Origin of the sequence: Rhodococcus sp. WAY2 (assembly GCF_009859915.1) — a bacterium.
Classification (GTDB): Bacteria; Actinomycetota; Actinomycetes; order Mycobacteriales; family Mycobacteriaceae; genus Rhodococcus_F; species Rhodococcus_F oxybenzonivorans.
This window is the reverse complement of the sequence record NZ_CP046572.1, coordinates 5008240-5033437: the sequence shown is the minus strand read 5'-3', so window position 1 is coordinate 5033437 and position 25198 is coordinate 5008240. Positions and strand designations below refer to the sequence as shown.

The window sequence follows — 25198 nt, the reverse complement described above, 5'->3', positions numbered from 1 at the left end:
CGCGCTACAGGAGTACCGAGTTCAGCTCTTCCAGGACGCCTTCCGCGCTTCGTGCGGCAACGGTGCACGCCCGGGCGGTGAACTGGTCCAGCAACGGGTGACGCGCGCGTTCCCGCCATTTCCGGACGGCGGCGAGTGCCCTCATCCGCTGCAATTCCACCGCGTCGTCATTGTCGGTCCCGAGCCGCTCGGAGATCGAGATCCCGAATCCGCCGATCAGTCGCTGCAGCTCGGCCACGTCGTCGGGGGGTAGCCCCACCTCGGTGGACCGCAGCCGCCCGAGGAGCCGCAGTTCCTGGAAACCGTGCACATCGGACAGCAGACGCTCGGCAGCCAGCAGAATCCCGCCTGCGCCCTGCACCGGATGGGCAGTGAGCACCCGCTTCAACGCAACCAGCGCGGAGTGCGTCTTCAACTGGTCGGCACGCTGCCCGAACTGGATGTCGATGACCTGACGCAACTCGTCGAGCCCACTCCGCTCCACCAGTTCGGCGGCCAGCGTCGGCGAGTCCCGGGTGCCCAGCCGAATCAACGTGACGGCCATTCGAATCCCGAACAACCCGAACCGGTCGGCCAGCTGCGCCCGCATTCGAGCATCGACGGGCAGCGGGCTGTCTTCCCGGGCGAAACGGTCGGCCGACAGCATGGCCATGTTCAGGTCGTCCACCGATACCTCGGCCAGGTGCTGGAATGCGGCGAACTCGGCCTGCCGCATCGTACGGGCACCCAAGGCCAGCAACCCTGCGACGGGAACCACCGCCTGGCACAGCCCGGTGCGTTCGAGCTCGCCCGCGAACCGGGACGCCACTTCCTTCGCCGACATCATGGCGTCGAGGCGTCCCGCCCCCACCTCGTCGGCTCGGGACACGACACCGACCACACCGAGCGGACCCGACTCGTCCCCCACGTGATCCCCGATCTGGCCGAGGAACTGCACATCCGTCGCGTTCAGGGTGCGCAGAAGGTAGACGACGGCGTCGGCACCGGAAGCCTCGTTGTCGGGGGTCAGCATCTCGAGGGTCCGCGCCGACACGTCCCGCGACAGCGATGAGGTGCCGGGCGTGTCGATGATGGTGGTGTGGGCAAGCGCCGACGAAGGCCACTCCACATCGAGTCGGTCCACCTGCGCGGCGGTCAGGTGCCCGAGGTCGAAAGTCAGATGTCCGTCCCGGCGCAACACCGGAACGTTCGCCGAGGCCAACGCGCCGTCGGGGCCGTCCGCCTGGTACCAGGCGGTGACGGCGGGCGTCGACCCGCTGCGGTACCACGTGACGACACGGGTGCACTCCGTCGCGTCCGTCGGGGCGATGTCCTGGCCCACCAGCGAATTGAGCAACGTGGACTTGCCGGCTTTCAGAGAACCCGCCAGCGCTACCCGCAGTGGTTGTTCGAGGCGGCGAGCGCATTCGGTGAGCTGATCGCGAATCTCGGGCCGGCCGGCGTAGAGCTGCCTGGCCGACGCGATCAGCCTGCGGGCCTCCGGAAGTGGCGCTGCGGTCATGCCGTGATCGCTCCGGCGTCGCCGACGACGAGCTGGGCTGCCCGCTCCTTCAGTTCGGAGGCGATGTGCAGATCCTTCTCGAGTTGAGCGATCCGGCGCGTGCGCTCGGTGGACTCGAGGTTGGCCGCCTCCTGCGCGGCACGCAGCGACTCGTTGATCGAGCGCAATGCCTGCTCGGCGATGCCTGTGAAGTGATCGCGCAGCAACCGCTGGATCGAGCGGAGCCGGTCTTTCGACTCCTTGCCCACCTGGAAGCTGGCGTCGTCCGCGAACCGGCGGATGGCCGCCTTCGCCTCGCCCCGCCGCTTGAGGACCCGGCTCTCCTTGTCCTCTCGATACGCTTTGGTACCGAGAAGGACACCGGCCCCGATCGAGATGGGGTTGACCAGCGCCATGCCCATCATGGTGGTGATGAGCCCGAACATCAGCACACCACCGTACGAGCCGCGCATACCGACGAGCACTTTCTGGGTAATGCCGATCCGGCCCGACTCGAGATCTGCGAGCGAAGCGACGGGCTCGAGGACCCCGTCGACGTTCGCGATGTCGAGGTGCGGAAGCTCCACGGCACCGGTTTCGGCGAAGTGTTGAGCCACCACCTCGGCGAGCCATAGCGCGCGGTCGTGCGCCCACACGAAGTTGTCACCGATAGCGGTGGCGAACTCCTGCTCGAGCCACTGCCCCAACGCGTCCCAGTCCTTGCCCGGGTCCCCCTGGTCGACGGTTTCCTCGGCTTCCCGCGTCACGCGGCGCAGCCGGTCGCGGAGATCGTGATCGATATCCGCGGCCAGGTCGGCGATACCGTCTCCGAGGGTCTGCTGCCACAGCGACGTCCGCTTGTGCAGATCTTCCGCCGCGGCCTTCGCCTTCTGCAGCTCGGCGACGGCAGCGACACCCTTGGCCGGATCACGAAGGGCGGCAAGCTCACTACCGATTCCCAGAGTCAGATGCTCGGCCACCGAGGACACGTCGAGCGACACCGCGCGACGCGTGTTCGACTCCGCGCGGGCCACCACCCGATCGCGGAGGAAGGCGTAGAGCTCGACGAAGCCCGATTCGGTGTTGAGCTCCTCGTCCTGCAGCCGCAGCGCATGGGAACGGAGGAGTGAGGAAATGGGAATCAGTGGTACGTCGAGGCCGGCGCGCGCGAGGTGCCCTCGATCGGCCTCGACGATGTCCCGCCAATGGGGATACAGGTCGGTCTTGCTGATCAGGCAGGCCACCGACGGGCACAGGCTCGTGACCTGCCTGATGAATCCGAGCTCCGGTTCGGTGAACTCCTGGCTCGCGTCGGAGAGAACGAAGACGGCGTCGGAGGCGGGAATCAGCCCGAGCGTGCTCGCGGCATGTGGGTTGCCTGCGCCGCCCACGCCGGGAGTATCGACCAGGACCAAGCCGTCCGCCAGCAGTGGACTCGGCACGTTGACCTCGACCCGCAGTACCTCCCGGCCCCCGGCCCGGGGTGAGGCGGGCGTAATGCCGGTCAGCTCCTCGAGAGGCAGCGGGACCCGGATCGGATCTGCGCCGGGATCGGCGAGGACGAGTTCCGCCGACGCAGTCTCCGCATTCTGCACGAGGGTGGGAATGGCGGTGGTCTCGTCGTCACCGACCGAGCACACGGTCAGGTTGAGCAGCGAATTCACGAACTGGCTCTTGCCCTGCTTGAGCGGGCCGACCACCACGATGCGCATCCGCGGATCGAGGACGCGGGTCCGGGCCTGGTCCAGCCGCTGCGCCAGATCTCCGCGTCCGAACCGCCGCGCGACATCCAGAGTCTGCTCCAGCAGGGCGGTCATGGATTGCGCAGTGGTGGCGCCGTGCTCGGCGGTTGCACCGTGCTCGGTGGCACTGTGCTCGACGGCACTGTGCTTGCCGGTGGCACTGTGCTTTGCGGTGGCACTGTGCTTGGCGGCACTGCTTCTAGCGGCTGCACTGTCCATGAGTTCCGTTGACCCGCAATTCTTCCGACCTCGTGCGCACACCGCGTTCCGGTGTACCCACACCCGACTGTGGAATCAGCCCCGTCCGCATAGCGCGTCCGGGGCTGATTTCGTTACATCGTACGGCGGTTCCGGCCGCCCCGTCTGGGGGATGCCGGAACCGCCGTCTCATCACGGTTCGAAGTGATCGACAACGTCCGTGACGTGTTGCGTGGGTGCCACCGAGGAGTCGGTGTCGGCGAACAGGGAGCCTTCCGAATCACCGGTCAGGCTCGACTCCGCACCGAAGGCGTCCTGGGCGTCGATCGAGGACCAGGCGTTGGAACCCGCATCGACAGTGCCGCCCAGCGTCGACTCGAGGTCGCCGCCGATCTCACCGGTGGTGTCGGCCACAGCCCCGCCGACCGCTCCGATGTCAGCCGAACCGCCCGTGGTCGCGTCTGCCTCGGCCGATCCACCGGCCGAAGCGCCACCGTCGATTGCACCGCCCACTCCGGCGGCACCATCGACAGCTCCGTCGAGGGCTCCACCGACCGAGGTGCCGAGCGAACCGAGGCCACCCACGCCACCCGACAGTCCGGCACCGAGGTCGGTCACCGCATCGGTGGTGGCGTCGAGGCCACCGGTGAGACCTGCGGTGGCGTCGACCGCGCTGTCCACGCTGCCTTCGATTCCACCGGCGACGTCGCCACCGATTCCGGTCGCGGCGTCCACCGTGCCACCGAGGGTTCCACCGACGTTCGCCGCCGTGTCCAGCGCGCCTTCGACGGTTCCGCCGAGGTTCGCCGCGGTGTCGAGCGCACCGCCGAGGTTGGCGTCGACGTTCGCGCCTGCGTCGGCCACGGCACCGACCGTGGCACCTGCTTCGCCGACCGCGTCGACGGCACCGTCGACACTTCCGGTCACCGCGGTGCCCAGGCCTGCGCCGGCATCGAAGATTCCGCCGAGTCCGCCGGTGAGGCCGCTCGTCAGACCGGCGCCGAGGCCACCGGCCGTCTCCAGGCCGCCGACCAGGTTGGTTCCGAGGTTGCCGCCGAGGTCGGCGCCCGCGTCGGCGACCGCACCGACACCGGCCGCCACTCCGGCACCGATGCCCGCGGCGGTCTCCGCGCCGCCGGCGACACCGCCACCGACAGCTCCACCGACGTTGCCCGTCAGCTCACTACCTGCGTCGATCAGTCCACCGAGGGCACCGTCGATGCCGCCGGTCAGGCCACCCGCGAGGTCGGTACCCGCGTCGAGGGCACCGTCCAGGGCCCCGCCCACACCGGCAGCAGCGCCGAGTCCGAGGTCGGCATCCAGCGCCGAGTCGAGATCGAGTCCACCGCCGGCCTCGAGTGCGGTCTCCAATGCGGAGCCGAGCGTGGCGCTGAGGTCACCGTCGGCCCCGAGGACACCACCGAGAGCGGTACCGAGAGTGCTACCGATGCTTCCTTCGCCACCGAGGACGGTGTCGAGGTCCAGAGCGCCGCCGGTTTCGAGTGCGCCACCGAGGACGCCGCCGAGAGCTGCACCCAGGTCGGCTCCTGCGCCGCCACCGACACCGAAGGCGCCGCCGAGCAGACCACCGAGATCGGTCACCGCATCGAGGTCGACCCCGCCACCGGCTCCGAGCGCCGCATCGAGTGCTGCGCCGAGGCCGGCGGTGGCGTCACCGTCGACTCCGAGGGCCCCACCGAGTGCACTGCTGATCGTGGTTCCGAGATCCGCACCGCCTTCGAGGATGCCGCCGAGTCCGAGACCGCTCTCCAGCGCACCGCCCAGAACGGCTCCGAGATCCGCACCGGCCTCGCCGCCCAATCCGAGGGCACCGCTGAGCGCCGTCGTCAGCTCGGAAGTCAGTTCGCCACCGAGTCCGAGGTCACCACCGAGTCCGAGACCCAGGTCGCCGCCCAGCAGGCCGCCGAGGTCGATGTCCGTCACACCACCGGCGCCGAGCACCGCTTCGAGGGTGCTGCCCAACTCGGTGGCCAGGCCACCGTCGAGCCCGAGCGCACCACCGAGGACCGTGCCGAGCGCGGCATCGAGTCCCAGACCGCTCTCCAGCGCAGCCGACAGGGCGCCACCGAGACCACCCTCGAGATCCAGGGCGCCACCGAGCAGACCACCCAGCGCACCACCGAGGTCGGCACTGACATCGCCACCGGCACCCAGCACACCACCGAGCAGACCGCTCAACGCACCACCGAGGTCACCATCCGCACCGAGAACCGCACCGAGGTCCAACCCGCCACCGGCACCGAGAACCGCCTCCAGGGCGGTACCCAGGCCAGCGGTCAGATCGCCACCGACACCGAGCTCGCCGCCCAGCAGACCACCGAGAACCGCACCGAGACCACCCTCCGCACCGAGAACCGCGTCCAGGTCCAGGCCACCACCGAGATCGGCGATCGAACCGAGAGTCGCACCGAGCGCAACACCGAGATCCGCACCGAGGTCACCACCGGCACCGAGAACCCCACCCAGCGCGCCACCGAGCACACCACCGAGATCCGCACCGAGCACACCGTCGAGCGAACCCGCCACATCACCGAGCAGATCGCCACCAAGCAGTCCCTCGAGCGTCGCGCCGAGGCCGCCGCCCGCACCGATCGCCGCATCGAGGGCACCGCCGAGAGCGCCGCCGAGCCCGGCGTCCACTCCGAGCACACCACCGAGCGTCGAGCCGAGTGCGCCACCGATGTCCAGTCCGCCGCCGATGCCGGCCAGGATGTCACCGCCGAGGTCGCCGCTCACGTCTCCGACCACACCGAGGACCGCGCCGAGGGCAGCACCCACCTCGGCACCCAGGTCGCCGCCGATGGCCAGCGCGGGAGCGAGGATCGCGGTCAGTCCACCGGTCAGATCGATCGCCGGGACCGCGGAGACAGCTGCCGTCAGAGCAGCGGCGAGCTGGGCCGTGATCTCGCCGCCGAGGCCGAGGAAGCCGTCGAGTGCACCGCTGATGACGCCGCCGATGTCGAGGGCGCTGTCGAGGTCGAGGCCACCGGTGAGAGACAGCGCAGCGTCGAGCGCCGCACCGAGTGCTGCACCGAGCTGCGCACCGATCTCGCCGCCGATCTCGAGCGCCGCACCGAGTGCCGCGCTCAAGGCTGCGCTCAGTTCTGCCGCGAAGTCGAAGTCGCCGCCGAGACCGGCGCCGAGGCCGAGGCCTGCACCCGCTCCGACGCCTACTGCACCGCCGAGGCCGCCACCGAGTCCGAGGCCACCGCCCAGGCCACCGCCGATTCCGGCACCGATCCCACCGGCGACGTCACCGACGACGCCGGTGCCGGCGTTGACGATGGCAGCCAGGTCGGCTCCGCCGCCCGCGAACAGTCCGGACTCGGCCACCATCGGGGCGACGGACACGATGTCCGCGTGGGTCACACCCTCCAGGCCTGCGGCGCACAGTGCGTCCGTCGGGTTGGCGCAGTAAGCGGCAGCAGCCTGCTCGTCGCGAAGAAGGCCGAGGATGAACTCGAGGACGGCGTTGGTAGCCATGGCAATCTCTCCTGTGGTCGAGGATCGGGGAGTTCGGGTGGCCACCACAACAGCTGTGACGGCGAGTGAAACCCACGTTATGGATCGGCGGCCCCCTTCCCAACGGGGAGCGGCCCCCCACTCCCGCACCCCTCGATCGGGGATGCCCCCTCGGGGGGAACCGGCACCTCGTTAGGGGGTAGGGGGCCGTTAGGGGATCGTCCCCGTAATGTGCGGCGACCTGCACTGTCGACGTAACGAAACAGCCATTGCACGCGACAAGCCGGGTAACGACACGACGACGGTGCCGTCTGAGAACACGACGGCGGTGCCGTCTAATGGACACGGCGGCGGTGCCGTCCAGATGACACGGCGGCGGTGCCGTCCAAATGACACGGCGGCGCCCGCCCGCCCGGACCACAGGAGTGGAACATGGCTGCAGCGCTCGGCATCGGTGTCGGATCGGTCAATACGGTGGCCGCAGTCGACGCGGACGGAACGGGTGTTGCGGAGGCCTCGGACCTCACCGTCCTGTCACGGGCCAGCATTCTCCACCTGTCCCCCGATCGGGCACCGGTCCTCGGCACCGATCCTGAGGAGCCGGACGCCATCGCGGTCTCCGATTTCGCGAACCGTGTCGGGGATCCGGTGGGGATACTCGCCGACGACGGCTCGACCTACTCGGGCGAGGACCTCGTCGCCACCGCGGTCAGCTGCATCGTGCACGAAGCCGCATCGGGCAGACACGGTATGCCGACCACGGTGGTCACCCACCCCACTGTCTGGTCGCCGTACACGGTCGGTGTGCTGGCGTCGGCGCTGGAACAAGCCGGTGTCGCGGACGCCACCCTGGTATCCGAAGCGCAGGCCGTGACGGCATGGCTCGAGCGAACCCGTGGCACGCTCCGCGACGCGGTGACCGTGATCTACGACCTCGGCGGCACCTCCCTCGACATCACCTTGTTCCGTTCCACCGAGAACGGTGAGGGTGCCGGTGTGCTCGGTAAGCCGGTCCGCTCCGAAGACTTCGGTGGCGCACATTTCGACCACGCCACTATGCAGTACGTGCTGGGTAACGTCGCCGAGCAGTTCGGAGACATCGATCCGTTCGCTCCGGACACCGTGGCCGCACTGACCGTGCTGCGCGCGCGCTGCACCGCCGCGAAGGAGGCTCTTTCCTCCGACACGGAGGCCACGATCAGTATCGAGCTTCCCGGGGTCTCCACGGACGTGCGGCTGGTGCGTTCCGAGCTCGAGGACCTCATTCGCGAACCCCTTCAAGAATCGGTGACGCTCGTCCGTGAGAGCATCCACGCTGCCGGCCTCGAGTCCAGCGACATCACCCAGGTGGTGCTCACCGGGGGAAGTGCCGCCATTCCGCTGGTCGCCGAGCTGTTGTCCGCGGAACTGCGTGTCCCGGTGATCGCCGCGGAACGTCCGGCGCACACCGCCGCGCTCGGTGCGGCCCTACTCGCGGGCGAGCGCAATGCCGGACGCGCCGCCGCCCCGACCGTCGCCCGGATGCCTGCCGTCGTGCCCGTCGCCGCGCCCGCCGCTGCGGCCGTTCCGGTCGCTCACATCGACTCCGACGCCGAGACCGTCGCCTTCACACCACGAACACCGGCACCGGTCCTCGCCGATCCCCCACCCACTGGAATGTCCAGGAAGAAGAAGGCCGGCATCATCGCGGCGTCCGCGGCGGCGATCGTGCTACTCGGCGCCGGCGGGCTCTCGCTCGGCACCGCGTTGACCGCCCCGACGGCCGAGTCCGATTCGGCCACCTCCCAGTTGTCGAGCACCTCGGGCGGCTCGGCGACCACCTCCGGCACCCCGGCCGAGGCGGCCGCCCCCGGCACGTCGGCCGCGGCAGATCCCGGTGCAGCAGCCGGTGTCGCGGCGACGGGCGTGCCCGGAACCGCCGCTGGTGTCGCCACTCCGGTAGCCGCACCCGGAGCCCCGGCTGCGCCGCCGGCACCGGTCGGACCGGCCCCCGCCCCGGCCGCCCCCGGCGCTCAGCCCGTCGCACCAGCACCTGCTCCAGCACCTGCCCCTGCTCCGGCTCCCGCACCGGCACCGGCACCGGCACCGGCTCCCGCTCCCGCGCCGGCCCCCGCACCGGCACCTGTTCCTGTCCAGCCGGACGGCGGCGAAATCGCGAATTCCTTCATAGAGGGAGCGCAGATCGTCGGAGGGTACATACCGACGGCGCCTCAGCAATTACCTGTGCCCAACTTCCCATCCGGCAACGGCGGATAGGGACCGCCGGTGTCTACACGGCCTCCGTCGCCTGCACCCGCCACCCACCGCGACCTCGCGTCGCTCGATGCTTCCCAGCTGTCGGTACTCGGATTGCTGCTACTCGGGAACGACCCCGACGAGATCGTGGTCGCCGCTGTCCTCGACATAGACCCCGACTCCGCACGCAGTGTGATCGAGGTGTTGCGCGCGGACGGTTACGTCGACGACCGTGACACCCTCGTCGAGCCGCATCGCCGCCGTCTCGCCGGTGTCCTCGGCGAGAACCGCGTGCACGCATTGGCTCGCCGCCTGCTCACCCATCATGTCGCCGCGGGTACGCTCACCCTCCCCGTCGCCCGGGCAGTGGCCAAGACGGGTGTCCGCAGTAGCGAATTGTCCGAGTTCCTCTGCAGCCGAGCAGAATTGGCCGATCCGTCCGAGGCGGTGTCGCTGTACGGCGACGCCGAACGCGTCGGCCGGCTCGACGATACCGCCGTTCTCGGTTACGCGGAGGCCTGCGCCCTCAGTGGCGACCTCGACACGGCCGTGGGTCTCGCCGATTCGGTACTCGAGCGGTCGGCCTCCGTCAGTGATGCGGATCTGGCTGCTGCCGTGCGCGTGTCGGCCGCCGGAGCCGCCTACTGCGGGATGATCGACCGCAGTGCCGAGTTGTACGCCTGGCTGGGCCCGAGCCGGGTGGGTTCGGACGCCTCCGTCGCCGCCTCCGTTCTGGTCGTCGCCGGCCGGCTCGACGAGGCGCAATCCGTCCTCGCCGCGAGCGCCGGTGCGCCACCGACGGCCACCACTGCCGGAGCCGCCCTCGTCGCAACCGGGCTCGTGCACTCGGTGACCGGTTCCGCGAATGCGGCACTGAACTCCCTCACCCGAGCGCTGTCGTTGCCGGGTCGCGCCGCGCGGCCCCGCGTGCTGCCCGACTCCCCAGCCGCAATCACGGCTCTGGCCGCCCTCCATTGCGGTGAACTCGCCCACGCGGAAGCCGTGCTCGCTCGTGCCCGGGAGAGCGACCGGCCCGGAAGTGTCACCGCGAATCGGCACCACCTCCTGACGGCGTGGACATCCATGGTGCGCGGTGACCTCCCGTCGGCGCAGGCCCGGCTCGATTCGCTCGACGTCGACACCATGCACCAGCGTGATCTTCTGTTCGTCCACGGCCTGCGGGTCGGTTTGGCACGGCGGACCGGTGACAACGCCGCACTGTTGCAGGCGTGGGCCGGAGCGCAGGGGGTTCTCGCCGAGTATTCGGTGGACCTTTTGAGCTTGCTACCCCTCGGTGAGCTGTGGCTGACGTCGATCCGGGTCGGCGAGGCTGCTCGCATCACCCATCTGGTCGAGGACGCACAGTCGCTGGTACGCACTCTCGGCGAACCCGCCATGTGGGCGTCGGCCCTGCACTGGTACGGCGTCCAGGCCTCGATTCTGGCCGAATGCCCCGCCGATCTGATCCCGCACGCGCGGGCCCTCGGTGAAGCTTCGAAGGTCAGCGCCTACGCCGCCGGCCTCGCCGGTGCCGGGCGGGCCTGGTTGCGGGTGCTGCAGGGCGATATCGATGTCACAGCCGTCGAGGACGCTGCCCGGACCCTCGACCGGATCGGACTTCCCTGGGATGGTGCGCGCCTGGCCGGAGAGGCCGCGCTGCGCGCCTCCGACACCAGGGTGGCCACCGCGTTGCTCCAGGTGGCGCGGGCCCTCCGCCAGCCGACAGCGACAGCGACGGGCGCGGAACCCGCAACAGTTGCCGGTCCGAGTGCGCCGGGCACCCTCACCGACCGCGAAGCCGAAGTGGCCGAGCTGCTCGTCCAGGGACTGACGTACAGGGAGATCGGAAGCCGGTTGTACATCTCCGCCAAGACGATCGAACATCACGTGGCACGGATTCGGCGGCGCCTCGGCGCCGAGTCGCGGTCGGAGCTGCTGTCGATGCTGCGCGCCATGGGACATGGGACTACGTCGGACACCGCACGCTCCTGACGCCGGGACCGGTGTAACCATTCGACCTCGTCGGGCGACACACAGTGCAGTGGTGCGGTACGCACCTCATGTAATAGTGCGGTGACGCACCTCAAGTAGTGGTGCGGTGACGCACCCACGACCGTGCGCCCAGTAAGGATCTGCGATGACCACCGGAGTCGGACTCACCGTCGGCCATTCGGTCTCCACTGCGGTGGTGACCGCCTCGGGCACCGATGTGAGAACGATCGAGCATCCGTCCGTCCTGTTCACCGCACCGGACGGCACGGTGCAGCTCGGTGACCCCGGTACGGAGTCGACGGGGTCGGTGCAGGATTTCCTCACCCGAGTCGGCGAGCCTGCCGGGATCGAGTACGCGGGCACGCTCACCCGGGCGGAGGATCTCGTCGCCACCGCCATGTTCTGCCTCTTCCGCGAGGCCGCCGAGGGGCTGACGGGGACGGTGAAGGTGACTGCCACCCATCCGTCGGACTGGGCCGCGGACACGGTGACGAAGCTCCGCGAATCCCTCGACTACATGGGTTTGCAGGAGGCGACCCTCGTCGCAGAGTCCGTGGCGCTGGCCGCCTCGGACGAGTCCCCCGCCCACGGCGCGGCCCTGCTTGCCGCCGGCTTGGCATTGACTCCCGACGACACCCAGGCCGACACCGAGTCGATCCCGGTGATCGCACCTCCCGTGCACACCGCGTACTCCGCCGTCGCAGATGTGCCCGCTGTCGTCGCCGCGCCGATCGTCGCAGGTTCGGCCGCGGACCCGTCGGTCGCCACCGGGCCGGCCGCAGTGCCGACCGGCTTCACCCCGCCGGTACCCGCCGCGAAGCGCACCGCCCGCACACCGTTGATCTTCGCCGGCGCCGCCGCAGCCGCACTGATCGCCATCGGTGGCGCGGTGGCCTTCGCCCTCACCGACACCGGCAGCACGGCCGTTCCCGCCATCCAGGACGCCCAGACCGCGTCGCTGCTGCCGTCGTCGACCACGACGGCGGTGAAGGCGCCGGTCGTCTTTCCCACTGCCGTTTCCGAGGAGGTGCCGGCGACCACCGACGTCGCCCCGCCTCCGTATACGGCGGTCGAGCCGACACCGGTGGCGACGACATCACAGTTCGTGCCACCGCCACCGCCACCGCCGCCGCCGGTCATCACGCTTCCGCCCGTCACCATCGTGACGACGACGGCGCCGACGACGACGGTGACCACGGCGCCGACGACGACCACACCGACTACGACGGAGACGTCGACGGAGTCGGTCACGACGACGACCACGACCACGACGGTGGCGGGAGCGGCCGAGTAGAGGCTTCGGTCACACCTCACCGACATGTTTATGCGTTCGTAGCCTAAGGTGGGGCGCTGATACCCACCCAGAAGGAATCCCTCGACATCGGGTTCCGTGCAGAAGGGATTTCATGCGTAACGTGCTGGCGCACCGCGCCGCTGTAGTAGGCGCCTCGGCGATGCTTCTCCTCTTTCCGTTCTCGACCGCCGCCCAGGCAGACCCCGTTACGCAGCCCGACAGCACAACTCAGCTGAGTGCGGACGCGTTGCCGGCCGAACTCGTCGAAGCGATCACCCGCGATCTGAAGATCAGCCCGCAGGAGTACCTCGACCGCGCCGCGAAGGCTCAGGAGCTGGGTAGCTACGCCGAGGATTTCCGAGCCGAGCATCCGGACGGTTTCGCCGGTGCCTGGATCGGTCTCGACGGACAGCCCGTCGTTGCGGTCACCACCACGGAGGCTGCCGCGAAGGCGGCTGAGGCCGGGTATACGACGCGCATCGCGCCGGTCTCCGCGAACGGCCTCGAGAAGACTCTTTCCGACGTGAACGGCTGGATCGCGGGCCTCCCCAAGGATGTCGCCTCGCAGATCAACTCCGCGTCGATCGACGTACTCGAGAACCGCGTCGTCATCGACGTCGTCAATTCACCCATCGGTCAGGCGCTCAACCTGCCGACCCTGCTCGCCAACGTCAAGGTCATGCTGAGTCCCGGCGGCGGCGGTCCGGTCGAGAGGGGCCCCCTCGGCGGCGACACCTACATCACGACGGTGGGTGAACTTCCGAAGACGCCGATCGGCGAGATTTCCGTCTGCTCCCTCGGTTTCAACGGAGTGGACGACAGCGGTCAGTCCTACAACATCAGCGCAGGCCACTGCAATCCTGCGGAAGGCCAGCCGTCCCCCGTATTCCTCCCGAATCACCAGAACGTCGACGACAGCCAGCAAATCGGAGCGTTCTCCCACTCCTCTGTGGGTAACCCTGCAGACAAGCTGGACTACTCGCTCATCAAGCTCAACGAGGCCGGGGTTCAGGCCGGCCTCGACCGTCCCGCGATCCGCGGCGCGAACGGCACCGCACTGCAGATCACGGGCACTGCCCGGCCCGTCGTGGGTGCCCCGATCTGCAAGTCGGGTCAGACGTCGTCCTTCACGTGTGGTGTGGTGGCCGCCGACCACGTCGAGACGCAGCTGTTCATGGCCGATGGCAGCAATCGCGTGATCAACGGGTTCGCCGGCACCGCCTGCACGCTCGCCGGCGACAGTGGCGGCGCCATCGTCACCGGAACGCTTGCGCTGGGAATCACCAGTGGATCCAACGCCAGTGGGGCGCCGAACTGCACCGAGGCCAACTTGGTCCTGGCCCCCGAGGGCGGCACGGCCAACCTCGGGATACCGGTGGCGGACATCGTCGCGGCAGCGGGTTCCGGCCTGCAGGTTCGCACCAACGCCGACTAGTTCCGCTGTTCTTCCACCTCGCCCGGCATCCGTCACTCGGATGCCGGGTGAGGTCGTTTTCGCGGTCCGGAACCCGAGTCGGATTGTGTGTGTGCCCGTCGGCCGATCGGCCGCAGCCGACAGTGTTACAGGTGGGATTAGACGGCCGGAACCCATATAGTCGACTCCGACTGTGTACGGCCCCACCCGCGGGGGCCGTATTCGTATGCGCCGCGAGCGCCTGCGAACAAACGAACTGAGAAAGGCCCCTATGCGTAGCTCCATCGCACGTCGTGCCGCCGTGTTCGGCTCGGCAGCGCTGCTGCTCCTCGGTCCCGTGACCGCCTCCGCCCAGGCTGATCCGGTCGAACCTGAAGTCTCCGATCAAGCTGCGGCGCTTCCGGTCGAACTGATCGACGCGATCCAGCGTGACCTCGCATTGAGCCCGGACCAGTACCTGGAGCATGCGGAGCTGGGTCAGAAACTCGCCGAGTTCGCCAAGATCGCCCGCATCCAGTTCCCGGACGCCTTCGCCGGTACCTGGCTCGATGACGCAGGCAACGCCATCGTCGGTGTGGCCGACGGCGCCGACAAGGATGCCGCGGTGGCCGCCGCCCACGATGCCGGCTTCCAGGTCAAGGACGTGGCCCAGAGTGAGAGCAGCCTGCAGGCGCAGCTGAAGACCCTCGACGGCTGGCTCGACACGCAGCCGCCCGCGGTCGCCGACCTCGTTCGCGGTGTCACCATCGACATCGTCAACAACGGCTTGGTTCTCCGCGCCGACAACGCAGGTGGCCTGCAGCTTCCCGACTTCCTGCAGGGGGCACGGGTGGTGCAGTCACCGGCCACCGCTGCCCCGCAGCCGTCCACCGACCTCGCACCGATCGCAGAGGTCATGCCCGCCGACGCCCTGCTGGGCGGCGACGCCTACGGGTCGCTGGGTGGTGGCATCGGTCTGCGTTGCTCGCTCGGTTTCAACGGCACCGACAACTCGGGTGGACCGGTGAACATCACGGCCGGACACTGCGACCCCAACCTCGCCGCTGCCGGTACCGCCGACGCGTCCGAGGCGTTCGCGCTCGCTCCGGGCGGGACGGGTCCGCGCGTGGGCACCTTCGCCAAGACGAGTCTCGACATCCACGATTACGCGATCATCCGTGCCGACGCGGGCGCTGCGCACCGATTCGAGAACAACGGTGTCCGGGTACCCGGCGCCGCTCCTCTGGCGATCACCGGAACAGCTGACCCCGTCGTCGGTGCGCCCGTCTGCAAGTCCGGTCTCACCACCGGCTACACCTGCGGTGTGGTGAAGGCCGTCGGCCAGACCGTCACGGTGGGTGAACGCACCCTGGCAGACAGCTTCTCGACGAGCATGTGCGCGTTGCAGGGCGACAGCGGTGGCACCATCGTCACCGGCACTCAGGCCCTGGGCATCTCCAGCGCGTCTAACGTGGGCCAGTACCCCGTGTGCCAGGTCGCGGACGTCGTCACCTTCGTCCTCGGCGAAAGTCCCGAGTTGTTCGCCACCCCGATCAATGCGATTCTCGCGGAGAACCCGGGTCTGCGCGTGCGCACGTCGTAACACTCGGCGCAAGACATACGACTACGGCCCGTCTCCTCGAGGAGGCGGGCCGTAGTCGTATGTCGAGAATCGTGGGGACTGGCTGTCAAGCGGGACCTCGCGTTGTCTCTCTTCTGGCGGTCGGTCGCGGTGATTCAGGCGGTCGGCGCAGGCGGCACGAACGGCGTGTTGACGGTCACGAGGTACTGGATGCCGAGTATCGCCAGAGCGGCGCCACCCACGACGATGGTTCCGACGAGGCCGCCGGCGGCGAAACCTGCCATCAGGCCGCCGAGGCAGCCGATCGGTGCGCCGACGAGCGTCACCGCGAAGAGCCCGCACCCCACGACCAGACCCACGACCCCGAAGACGACGCCGAAGATCAGGCCACCGATCAGGGTGGCGTATCCGAGGTAACTGTTGAAGTCGGCCAGTGCCTTGTCATCGCGTTCGTCCTGCGTGTCGAAACCCTCGTCGGCCACGGACTTCAGCGACTGCGCGACATCGGCCGGGACGCGGGGCGTGAGACGCAGCGTCCGCTCAGCGAGGTCGACGTCGATCGGATAGACCGCCTCCCCCACACGGATGGTGAGCGGAAGCGCGGCGACGACGGTGCCACCGCCGTCCACCACCTCCACCGCGTCCTCGGAGTCGGTGATGCGGAACGTTCCCGCATCGATGGAGGTGACGACGGATGTGCCCTCGGCGTGGGCCGCGTACCCGATGTCCGGGGAGTCGGCGGTCGGAACCGGCGCCGCGTGTGTGGTCCCTGCCGAGATCGCGAGCGCTGCCACGACCAGGATCGCGCCGCTGGTGACGGTGCGCAGAGAACCGGCGAAACGGCCGCTCATGCGGCCGGAGCCGGAGCGGCGGGGGGAACGAAGGGGCTGTTGATCGTGTTGAAGTACTGAATCCCGAGCACGACGAGCGCGCCGCCGCCCACCACGATGGTGCCGGCAAGTGCGACCACGGGCGCGACGATCAGGGCACCGCCGATGCATCCGGCAACCGGACCGGCCAGTCCGAGGAAGGGAATCACCAGGGCGGCCGTGCCCGGGATGACGCCGATCGCGCAGCCGATGCCACCACCGATGATCGCCGCGACGATGGCCGTGATTGCCGTCGTGATTCCCAATTGCTGCTGGAAGTCGTCGAGCGCCCGCTTGTCGCGCTCAGCCTTGTCCTGCGGCGCGGCGACATCGTTCAGAGTCAGTCGTTCCGCGACAGGAACGGGGGTCGCGGCCGCAGGATCCATGTTGGGAACCAGCCGAAGGACCTTGGCGGAGTGGTCGACGGCAACCTCGAACGGGTGCTGCAGGTCGTCGACCCGGAAGAAGGTCGGAATGGAGGCCGCCACGGCGCCCCCGTCATTGATTACGTCGACCGTGTCGTTCGCGGCGTTGATCGAGAAGGATCCCGCGTCGATGGTCGCTACAGCCGCGTCGCCGTCACGCGCGGTCTGGTAGTTGATGTTCGGGACGCCCTGCTGCGCGGCCGGCGCAGGTCCCGGCGCGGGCTCGGCGGCCGACGGCGCAGCTGCCAGGGCCATCGCCGCGACGACGAGCATGGAAGTAGCGGTAAACCTTCGAAGAATCATCGAGATCCGTTTCAATGAGCGCAGCGATGGGACGCACGAAGGGTAGCCTAAGCATTCCCCAGATCCGCTAGTCGGCTCAGCAGGTGTGATCGAGCTCACTCACCGAAACGGGAACCGCCCGCCCTCCAGGTGAGGGAGGGCGGGCGGGCGAGAAGAGGGGACGGACGCCTCCTACTTCACCCACTTCGTGGTGCCGGGAGGCGCGTTCAGCGTGTTGATCAGATCGATGCCCGCGACTACCAGCGTGGGACCACCGACGACAATGGTGCCGATGATGGCGCCGATTCCGGCTCCGGTCACACCGAACGGCAGGCATCCGAACACCGCGACGGGAGTGCCGATAGCGCATCCGACAGCGAATCCGAGGATTCCGCCGACGATCGTGCCGCCGAGACTCCCGACCGTGGTGGCAATTCCCAGTTGCTGCTGAAAGGCCGATTGAGCTCGGGTGTTCTCGTCGATCGAAGCGACGTCGTGCAGCGCGATGGCCTCGATCCGGTCGTCGGGAGCGACGGGCGTGGCTTCGGCCTTGTCGACGCTCGGTGTCAGACGGAGCGTCTTACCGTCTTCGGTGATCTCCTCCTCGAACGGAAACTCGAGTCCATCGAAGCGGTACGCGAGAGGAAGCGACACTACGGTCGCCCCGCCTGCATCCTTGATCGCGACCGACTCCCCGTCCGAGGAGACCTCGAACACGCCGGCATCGAGTGTGGTCACGACGGCACGGTCCTCGATGTGCGCCTCGTACCCGATATCGTCGCGAGATTCTGCCGGGTCCGCGACCGCAACCCCTGAGCCCGTCGCCAGGACACCAACCAATAGAGCCGATGTCGTAACGAAACGACGCAACTTCATTCCATCCCCTTAGAGTTTCAACCCCATCCATAAAGGACAGTAACGTGCGCCTGTGACAGATCCCAATTCAGGCACTATTCGATAAAATCGTGCAATACGGCAATGCCGATACCGAGTAGGGATCGACGACCATTCACGAGAATGGAAACCCGGCCAATCACCTCTTACCGAGTGCGCATTCAGATAATCTCCAGCAAACAGACCAGGGGACGGTTTCGTTGTGGGGCAGCTCTCCGAGCCCGGGCAGCGAACAGCCCCGCCGTGAAGGAGCCGCGACGGGGCTGGAGCAGGGAGACCGGGACTACTTGTCGCGGTCCGCGTAGATGGAGGTGCCGGGAGCGGCGTTGTACGTCTCCCACAGTTGATACGCGCTCACACCCAGCGTGGGGCCGCCGGCGACGATCGTTCCAAGGACACCGCCAATCCCCGCGCCTGTCACCATTCCCGGTAGACATCCCGCGGGAATCGTTAGAGCACAACCAATTCCAGCGCCGGCAATGGTCCCGACCAAGCTACCGACAGTGACCGCGATACCGACCTGTGTACCGAACTGGGCGAAGGCCCGGTCGTTCTCCTCCCGGGAGGCGACGTCGTGGAACGGTAGCGACGACACTGCCGGTGCGCTCGATACCGGCGCGGAAGCGGGCCCCGCAACAGGTTCCGCTTGGGAAACTCCAGCAGCTGAGACGATGGCCAGTGCCGCCATTCCCGCTGTGGCTGCAGCTTTTCTCACGATCATGGATGCCTCTTTCAGGAACGTCCCGACGAAGTACTGGAAAACCGTGTTCTGGAGCACGTGTTCTGGATCGACTTGCGCGCTGAGCCCTCCCCGCACGACCCTGGGCAGAGCCGGAAAACACGCTCAGAGTAACAGCGCAGTCACGATCGAAACGTTCAAAAAAAGAAACTCGTTACCGGTCCCATGTTACCGACGGGTAATGAGCGGTCTTTCGTAATTCAGTCGAATGACAAAAGCCGCCAATCGCTGAAAATCCGCCCGAAAACCAAACAGAACTGCAGTAATTGTTATTCGATTGCAACGCCTTCGCATCATCTCCGTGACAGCGGCCGCCCGGTGATGTCCCGGCAGGAGGACCACCGACTGCACATTCCGCACGCCTGAAAAGTGAAGTTAGGACGACCTTGGGAGCGGGGTCACTTTTCGACCACCTAACGTGACTTTCAGTTACGTCCGGTCGGTGCTACCTCTCACACCGATTGGATACCCCGACGGTGCTGGTAGACCGTCGAAAAACACTGGTTACCGGTCAGTAGGATGTTAGAGTTACTGGCGGGTAACTTATGACGGGTTACGATCTTGAGCATTCCCGTGGTGGCCCCCGCGCCGCCCTGAAACGAAAGGCCGCGACATGAATGCCCTGACGATCACGTTGGGCACCATCGGCGTGCTGTTGAGCCTCGTGTGTTGGTTCGCCTTCATCGGTGGCGTGCTGAAGACGGTGAGCATCGTCCGCCTGGGCCAACCGGCACCCGACCGCTGGCGACCCTTCCTTCCCCGCTTCAAGCAGATGTGCGTCGAGTTCATCGCCCACACCCGCATGGCCAAGTTCCGCACGGTCGGCTGGGCCCACTGGCTGGTCATGGTCGGGTTCATGCTGGGCGCGGTCGTTTGGTTCGAGGCGTACGGCCAGACCTTCGACCCGGCTTTCCACTGGCCGCTCGTCGGTAACACCGCCGTCTACCACTTCATCGACGAGGTCCTGGGCCTCGGCACGGTCATCGGTATCACCACCCTGATCGTGATCCGGCAGCTCAACCACCCGCGCAGGCCGGAGCGGCTGTCCCGATTCGCGGGCTCGAACTTCCGCGCGGCGTACTTCGTCGAGGCGGTCGTCCTCATCGAGGGTCTCGGCATGATCTTCGTAAAGGCCGGCAAGATCGCCACCTACGGGCATGCCAACGCGTGGACCGACTTCTTCACGATGAACCTGGCAAAGCTGCTGCCCGCTAGTCCCAACCTGGTGGCGGTCTTCGCGTTCGTCAAGCTGATGTCGGGCATGGTCTGGCTGTACATCGTGGGCCGCAACATCACCTGGGGTGTCGCCTGGCACCGGTTCGCGGCCTTCTTCAACATTTACTTCAAGCGTGAGGACGACGGCGGCGTCGCCCTCGGTGCGGCCAAGCCCATGATGTCCGGCGGCAAGCCGATCAACATGGAGGATGCCGATCCCGACAACGACACGTTCGGCGCCGGCAACATCGAGGACTTCTCGTGGAAGGGCTGGCTCGACTTCAGCACCTGCACCGAGTGCGGCCGCTGCCAGTCGCAGTGCCCCGCCTGGAACACCGGCAAGCCGCTGTCACCGAAGCTCCTCATCACGTCGCTGCGCGACCACGGGTCGGCGAAGGCCCCGTACCTGCTGGCCGGTGGCCGCAAGGACATGGGCGGCGACGAGATCGGTCTGGTCGACGGCGACGGCGGCGTGGACGAGGCGAAGCTCTCCGCCATCCCGGAGAGTGCCCGTCGTGAGGCGGAGCGCAAGCTCGTCGGCGAGACCGTCGAGGGCGAGTTGGCGCCGGTCATCGACTCCGAGGTTTTGTGGTCGTGCACCAACTGCGGTGCGTGTGTCGAGCAGTGCCCGGTGGACATCGAGCATGTCGACCACATCATCGACATGCGCCGTTACCAGGTGCTGATCGAGTCGGAGTTCCCCTCCGAGCTCGCCGGACTCTTCAAGAACCTCGAGAACAAGGGCAATCCCTGGGGTCAGAACGCCAAGGACCGTCTCAACTGGATCAGCGAGATGGACTTCGACATCCCGGTCTACGGCCAGGATGCGGACAGCTTCGAGGACTACGAGTACCTGTTCTGGGTCGGCTGCGCCGGCGCCTACGAGGACCGTGCGAAGAAGACCACGAAGGCTGTCGCCGAATTGCTTGCCACGGCGGGCGTCAAGTTCATGGTTCTCGGCGCCGAGGAAACCTGCACCGGCGACTCCGCCCGGCGTGCGGGCAATGAGTTCCTGTTCCAGCAGCTGGCCATGCAGAACATCGAAACGCTGAATTCGGTGTTCGACGGCGTCGAGCAGAACAAGCGCAAGATCGTCGTCACCTGCGCCCACTGCTTCAACGCCCTGGGCAACGAGTACCCACAGGTCGGTGGACAGTACGAGGTGGTTCACCACACTCAGTTGCTCAACCGCCTGGTCCGCCAGAAGAAGCTGATCCCCGTCGCCTCGGTCAGCGAGGACGTCACCTACCACGACCCCTGCTTCCTCGGCCGTCACAACAAGGTGTACGACGCCCCGCGTGAACTCATGGAGGCGTCCGGCGCGAAGCTCAAGGAGATGCCGCGGCACGGCGAGCGTTCGATGTGCTGTGGTGCCGGTGGTGCCCGCATGTGGATGGAAGAGAACATCGGCAAGCGCATCAACGTCGACCGGGTGGACGAGGCGCTGAGCACCGCAACCACCAAGATCGCAACCGGTTGCCCGTTCTGCCGGGTCATGCTCAACGACGGTGTCACCGCGCGCCAGGAGTCCGGTCAGGGTGAAGGCGTCGAGGTCGTGGACGTCGCCCAGCTGATGCTGTCGTCCATCACGCGTCTCGACGCGGACAAGCTGGCCGAGAACATCAAGGTGATCCCTCGTGAGAAGCCGGCCGAGCCGCAGAAGCCGGTGGAGCCGGTGAAGGACGAGGCGAAGGCCGAGGTCGTCGAGAAGGAGCGGGTCCAGGAGATCGAGGAGGCGGCCGACTCTCCGGCCGCCAAGCAGGCTCCCGCCGGTAAGGGCTTGGCAATGAAGGGCCTGGCCAAGGCACCCGGCGCCACAGCACCTGGCGCGAAGGCTCACGGGGCGAAAGCTCCCGGCAAGGGGCTCGGCATGGCAGGCGGCGCCAAGGCGCCCGGCGCGAAGAAGACCGCAGCTCCGGCGGCCGAGAGCGCCGAGGCACCTGCCGCAGAGGCTCCCAAGCCCAAGGGCCTGGGACTCGCCGGCGGGGCCAAGGCTCCCGGTGGTAAGGGTCTGCAGATGAAGGGTGCCGGAAAGGCGCCCGGAGCCAAGGCCGCTGCTCCGGCTGCCGGCTCGTCGGCGCCGTCCGAAACTCCCGCCGAGGCAGCCCCGACCTCCGAGGCACCTGCCGCGTCCGAGGCACCCAAGCCGAAGGGCCTGGGACTCGCCTCCGGAGCCAAGGCACCGGGCGGCAAGGGTCTGCAGATGAAGGGTAAGGCGAAGGCGCCCGGCGCCAAGGCCGACGCCGCTCCGACGGCCGATTCTGCACCGGCGCCGGCTGCCGAACCCGAGGCACCTTCGACCGCCGAGGCACCTGCTTCTGAAGCTCCTGTCAGCGAGGCACCGAAGGCTCCCCCGGCTCCGAAAGCCGGCGGGCTCGGTTTCAAGGGCGGCGCCAAGGCACCGGGCGCCCGCCGGGCAGCGGCTCCCAAGGCCGCTGCTTCCCAGGCCGCTGCTCCCCAGGCACCGGCAGGCGAGGCGGACACCGCCGCAGCGTCCAAGGCTGAAGCCGTGAAGACGACAACGACGAAGGTCGATGCCGTCGACACAGCCCAGGAGTCGGCGCCGAACGGTGACGGATCGAACGGCCAGACGCCGCCGCCGCCGAAGGCGAAGCCGGGTGGGCTCGGCTTCAAATCCGGAGCCAAGGCACCGGGTCGCAAGAGCTAGCTCCACTCAGCACGACAACCAGCGCCCCCACCGGAAACGGTGGGGGCGCTGTTTTCGCGGTGTGACCGCCTGATTCGCGTCAGCGACCGGGGGTAACCGACTCTCGTGTCCGCGAGGAAGGAGTCGACATGGCCACGTGTGAGACCTGCGGAAACGAGTACGACAAAACATTTACGGTGACCCGGGGTGATCGATCCGCCACCTTCGACAGCTTCGAGTGCGCGATCTCGGCGATGGCACCCGAATGCTCGCATTGCGGGTGCCGGATCATCGGTCACGGCGTCGAGGTAGAGGAAGTGATGTTCTGTTGCGCCCATTGCGCGGGCGCCGCAGGACACAGCGAGCCGGTCGATCGGGTCGCTCGATGACGACGGACGAAAGTCGAGACACCGATCGCACCTTTCGAAGTGCCGCCACGTTCACGTTGTCGGTACTCGGTGCCGCACTGCTGACAATGTTGGTGGCACTCGTGTGGATGTCGACAAAATCCGGGGACTGCACGGACTCGATGATGGAGTGTGCCGGAGACGAAAAGTACCTTCTCGTCTTCGGCCCTCCTCTCGTGCTACTCCTCGGCGGTGTCACGGCCTTCGTCCGCACATATCAGGTGTGGCGTACCGGGGGCAGATGGTTCATCTGGCAGGGCGCCGGCTGGATGTTGTTCGTGCTCATGCTGATTTACGCCGCCGCGTCGTCGCGCGCCCTGCTCGACGTCTGACCGATCGCGGTCTTACTGCTCCGCGTCCGGACGCCAGAGTTCGAGCCGCGGAATGTCGGGCGGTTCGAATCCGAGCACCTGACCGTAGAACGAGAGCTCGGCGTTGCGCGAACTGATCAAGGTGGCGAGTCTCCGGAACCCGTGCGACTCGCCCTCGTACGCGAGGTAGGCGTGGGGTATGCCCTTGGCGACGAGCGCATCCCGGAATCGCTCCGCCTGCGACGGCGGGACGATCGGGTCGTCGAGTCCCTGGAGCAGCAGGACCGGGCAGTTCAGTCCGTCGACGTTGTTCAGGGGAGCACGCTCGGCGTAGAGGTCTGCCGATTCGGGGAGCGGTCCGATCAACCCGTCGATGTACCGGGACTCGAAGTCGTGTGTCTCCTTGACGAAACCGTCGAGCTCGGCCACACCGTAATAGGATGCGCCGCAGGCGAACACGTCGGAGGTGGTCAGCGCCGCCAGCACGGTCCAGCCGCCGGCGGAACCGCCCTCGATGGCGAGCCTGCGCGGATCCGCCAGTCCGGCGTCGGCCAGACCGGACACCGCCGTGACCACGTCTTCGACGTCGACCACACCCCACTGGCCTCGGAGCCGGTTCCGGTACTCACGCCCGTATCCGGTGGACCCGCCGTAGTTCACATCGACGACGCCGATTCCGCGGCTGGTAAAGAACGCGAACACCGGATTGAGGGTCGGTGTCACGCGGGAGGTGGGCCCGCCGTGAACGAACGCCACGTACGGCGGCAGCTCGCCGTCCATGCCGCTGTACAGCGGGTGACGTGGCGGGTAGGCGATGACGTGCACCTCCCTCTCGGGACCCTGGAAGGTCAACTGCTGCGCCTCGGGGAGGTACGCGGCCTCGGGGAGCTCGGTGACGGACAGGCGGACGGTGCGGAGTGCGCCGGTGTCGAGGTCGAGCTCGCGTAGGCCCGACGGAGCTTTCGCGCCCCCCGTGAGCAGCAATAGGCGATTCCCCTTGCGGTCGGACAAGCCGACCGTGGTGAGACCGTCGAGGGGGATGTCCGTCAGGGAGCCCGTGTCCGGATCGAGCACCGCCAGGGTGTCGGTCCCGAAGGTACGGACGGTGAGCAGGGTGCCGTCTTCACGTCGGGTGTGCCAGCGCGCGCCCAGCATCCACAGCGGACCACCGAAATCTGCGTCCATCGGGCACAGCGCCACGGGATCCGCATCGTCGGTGCCGATGCGGTACATGTTCCACCAACCACTGCGGTCGCTCACGACGTGGAGCTCGTCCACTCCCGCCCATTCGGGCTGCAGCACCGATTCCTCGGGTCCACCGAGAAGTGTCCTCACCTCGCCGACCGCGCGGCCACCGGCAAGGTCCACAACCCTGAGCTCGGTACCGTCCCAGGGCATTTGAGGGTGGTTCCACGCGATCCACGCGAGGTGACGTCGGTCGGGAGACAGTCGCGGATACGCGAGGAAGTCGGACCCGGCCACGACGGACCGAACACGATCGGGGTCGTCCGCGCCCGACCCGTCCAGAGGAACCACGCAGATGTCGCGGGTGACGCCGCCCTCGGTGTCGTGCATTTCCCGCACCGCCCATACCGCTCCGTCGACGACCGACAGGTCGCCGTAACGCAGGGAGCACGGGTGCGGCGGAACAGGGCTCAGGGGTACCGGCGTCGCACCTTCGAGGAGGTAGAGCCGTTGATCACCGAACTCGGCGAACACGAGATGGCCGGAGTCGGTCACCGTCCAGGCGCCACCGCCGTATTCGTGTACCCGTGTCCGCGCGTTCCACGGGGCAGGCAGCACGTCCTCCGGCTCGTCGTCGAGACCGAGACGGCGCACGGCCACACGCCCACCTTCGCTGGGGCGCAGCTCCGACCACCACACGTCGTCACCGACGTACCGGCCGCCCTCCACGTGGTGGCCGCTGGACGCGAGGTCCGCCGCCGCGATCGGAGAGGGCCAGGAGCCGTAGGGCGCAGAAGTCATTGGCCGAGGATATTCCGCCTCACC

General features: G+C 67.9%; 16 protein-coding genes. 8 read left to right on the top strand and 8 right to left on the bottom strand.

Annotation, left to right across the window (positions count from 1 at the left end; all coding sequences use genetic code 11):
• Positions 1 to 4: 4 nt before the first annotated feature.
• From GFS60_RS22660 to GFS60_RS22650, 3 genes are all read right to left on the bottom strand, one after another.
• Positions 5 to 1501: a dynamin family protein gene (locus tag GFS60_RS22660; protein ID WP_159924782.1), complete on the bottom strand. Its 1497-nt coding sequence runs from the start codon at positions 1499 to 1501 to the stop codon at positions 5 to 7.
• A complete protein-coding gene (locus GFS60_RS22655; protein ID WP_159927468.1) occupies positions 1498 to 3297 on the bottom strand; it encodes a dynamin family protein in 1800 nt (599 codons plus the stop codon). The genes GFS60_RS22660 and GFS60_RS22655 overlap by 4 nt, the downstream gene beginning before the upstream one ends.
• A gap of 315 nt (positions 3298 to 3612) precedes the next feature.
• Positions 3613 to 6924 carry an IniB N-terminal domain-containing protein gene (locus GFS60_RS22650; protein WP_159924780.1) on the bottom strand — a complete coding sequence of 1104 codons (3312 nt, stop codon included), beginning with the start codon at positions 6922 to 6924 and terminating at the stop codon, positions 3613 to 3615.
• Positions 6925 to 7335: 411 nt separating this feature from the next.
• Here GFS60_RS22650 and GFS60_RS22645 point away from each other — a divergent pair, with 411 nt between their 5' ends.
• From GFS60_RS22645 to GFS60_RS22625, 5 genes are all read left to right on the top strand, one after another.
• Positions 7336 to 9159, top strand: coding sequence for an Hsp70 family protein (locus GFS60_RS22645; RefSeq protein ID WP_159924778.1), 1824 nt, complete (start codon positions 7336 to 7338; stop codon positions 9157 to 9159).
• A 9-nt stretch (positions 9160 to 9168) separates the two neighbouring features.
• Positions 9169 to 11130, top strand: a complete 1962-nt coding sequence (locus tag GFS60_RS22640) for a LuxR C-terminal-related transcriptional regulator (RefSeq protein ID WP_159924776.1) — start codon at positions 9169 to 9171, stop codon at positions 11128 to 11130.
• A 145-nt stretch (positions 11131 to 11275) separates the two neighbouring features.
• Positions 11276 to 12424, top strand: coding sequence for a hypothetical protein (locus GFS60_RS22635; protein ID WP_159924774.1), 1149 nt, complete (start codon positions 11276 to 11278; stop codon positions 12422 to 12424).
• 112 nt (positions 12425 to 12536) lie between these two features.
• Positions 12537 to 13859, top strand: coding sequence for a S1 family peptidase (locus tag GFS60_RS22630; RefSeq protein ID WP_159924772.1), 1323 nt, complete (start codon positions 12537 to 12539; stop codon positions 13857 to 13859).
• Positions 13860 to 14109: 250 nt separating this feature from the next.
• A complete protein-coding gene (locus GFS60_RS22625) occupies positions 14110 to 15420 on the top strand; it encodes a S1 family peptidase (protein WP_159924770.1) in 1311 nt (436 codons plus the stop codon).
• Positions 15421 to 15554: 134 nt separating this feature from the next.
• Here GFS60_RS22625 and GFS60_RS22620 read toward each other — a convergent pair whose 3' ends face one another.
• The 4 genes from GFS60_RS22620 to GFS60_RS22605 form a co-directional block, all read right to left on the bottom strand.
• Positions 15555 to 16250, bottom strand: coding sequence for a hypothetical protein (locus GFS60_RS22620; RefSeq protein ID WP_159924768.1), 696 nt, complete (start codon positions 16248 to 16250; stop codon positions 15555 to 15557).
• Positions 16247 to 16966 carry a hypothetical protein gene (locus tag GFS60_RS22615; protein WP_236603255.1) on the bottom strand — a complete coding sequence of 240 codons (720 nt, stop codon included), beginning with the start codon at positions 16964 to 16966 and terminating at the stop codon, positions 16247 to 16249. The genes GFS60_RS22620 and GFS60_RS22615 overlap by 4 nt, the downstream gene beginning before the upstream one ends.
• Positions 16967 to 17167: 201 nt before the next feature.
• Positions 17168 to 17851, bottom strand: a complete 684-nt coding sequence (locus tag GFS60_RS22610; RefSeq protein ID WP_159924764.1) for an ammonium transporter — start codon at positions 17849 to 17851, stop codon at positions 17168 to 17170.
• A gap of 301 nt (positions 17852 to 18152) precedes the next feature.
• Positions 18153 to 18590: a hypothetical protein gene (locus GFS60_RS22605; RefSeq protein ID WP_159927466.1), complete on the bottom strand. Its 438-nt coding sequence runs from the start codon at positions 18588 to 18590 to the stop codon at positions 18153 to 18155.
• Positions 18591 to 19221: 631 nt separating this feature from the next.
• Here GFS60_RS22605 and GFS60_RS22600 point away from each other — a divergent pair.
• The 3 genes from GFS60_RS22600 (at position 19222) to GFS60_RS22590 (ending at position 23209) form a co-directional block, all read left to right on the top strand.
• Positions 19222 to 22491: a (Fe-S)-binding protein gene (locus GFS60_RS22600; RefSeq protein WP_159924762.1), complete on the top strand. Its 3270-nt coding sequence runs from the start codon at positions 19222 to 19224 to the stop codon at positions 22489 to 22491.
• Between the two features lie 128 nt (positions 22492 to 22619).
• Positions 22620 to 22859, top strand: a complete 240-nt coding sequence (locus GFS60_RS22595; RefSeq protein ID WP_109332862.1) for a hypothetical protein — start codon at positions 22620 to 22622, stop codon at positions 22857 to 22859.
• Positions 22856 to 23209: a hypothetical protein gene (locus GFS60_RS22590; RefSeq protein WP_159924760.1), complete on the top strand. Its 354-nt coding sequence runs from the start codon at positions 22856 to 22858 to the stop codon at positions 23207 to 23209. The genes GFS60_RS22595 and GFS60_RS22590 overlap by 4 nt, the downstream gene beginning before the upstream one ends.
• A 12-nt stretch (positions 23210 to 23221) precedes the next feature.
• On the opposite strand, the gene GFS60_RS22585 is transcribed toward GFS60_RS22590, so the two are convergent.
• On the bottom strand, positions 23222 to 25174 hold the full coding sequence (locus GFS60_RS22585) for a prolyl oligopeptidase family serine peptidase (protein WP_159924758.1): 1953 nt from the start codon (positions 25172 to 25174) through the stop codon (positions 23222 to 23224).
• Between the last annotated feature and the right edge of the window lie 24 nt (positions 25175 to 25198).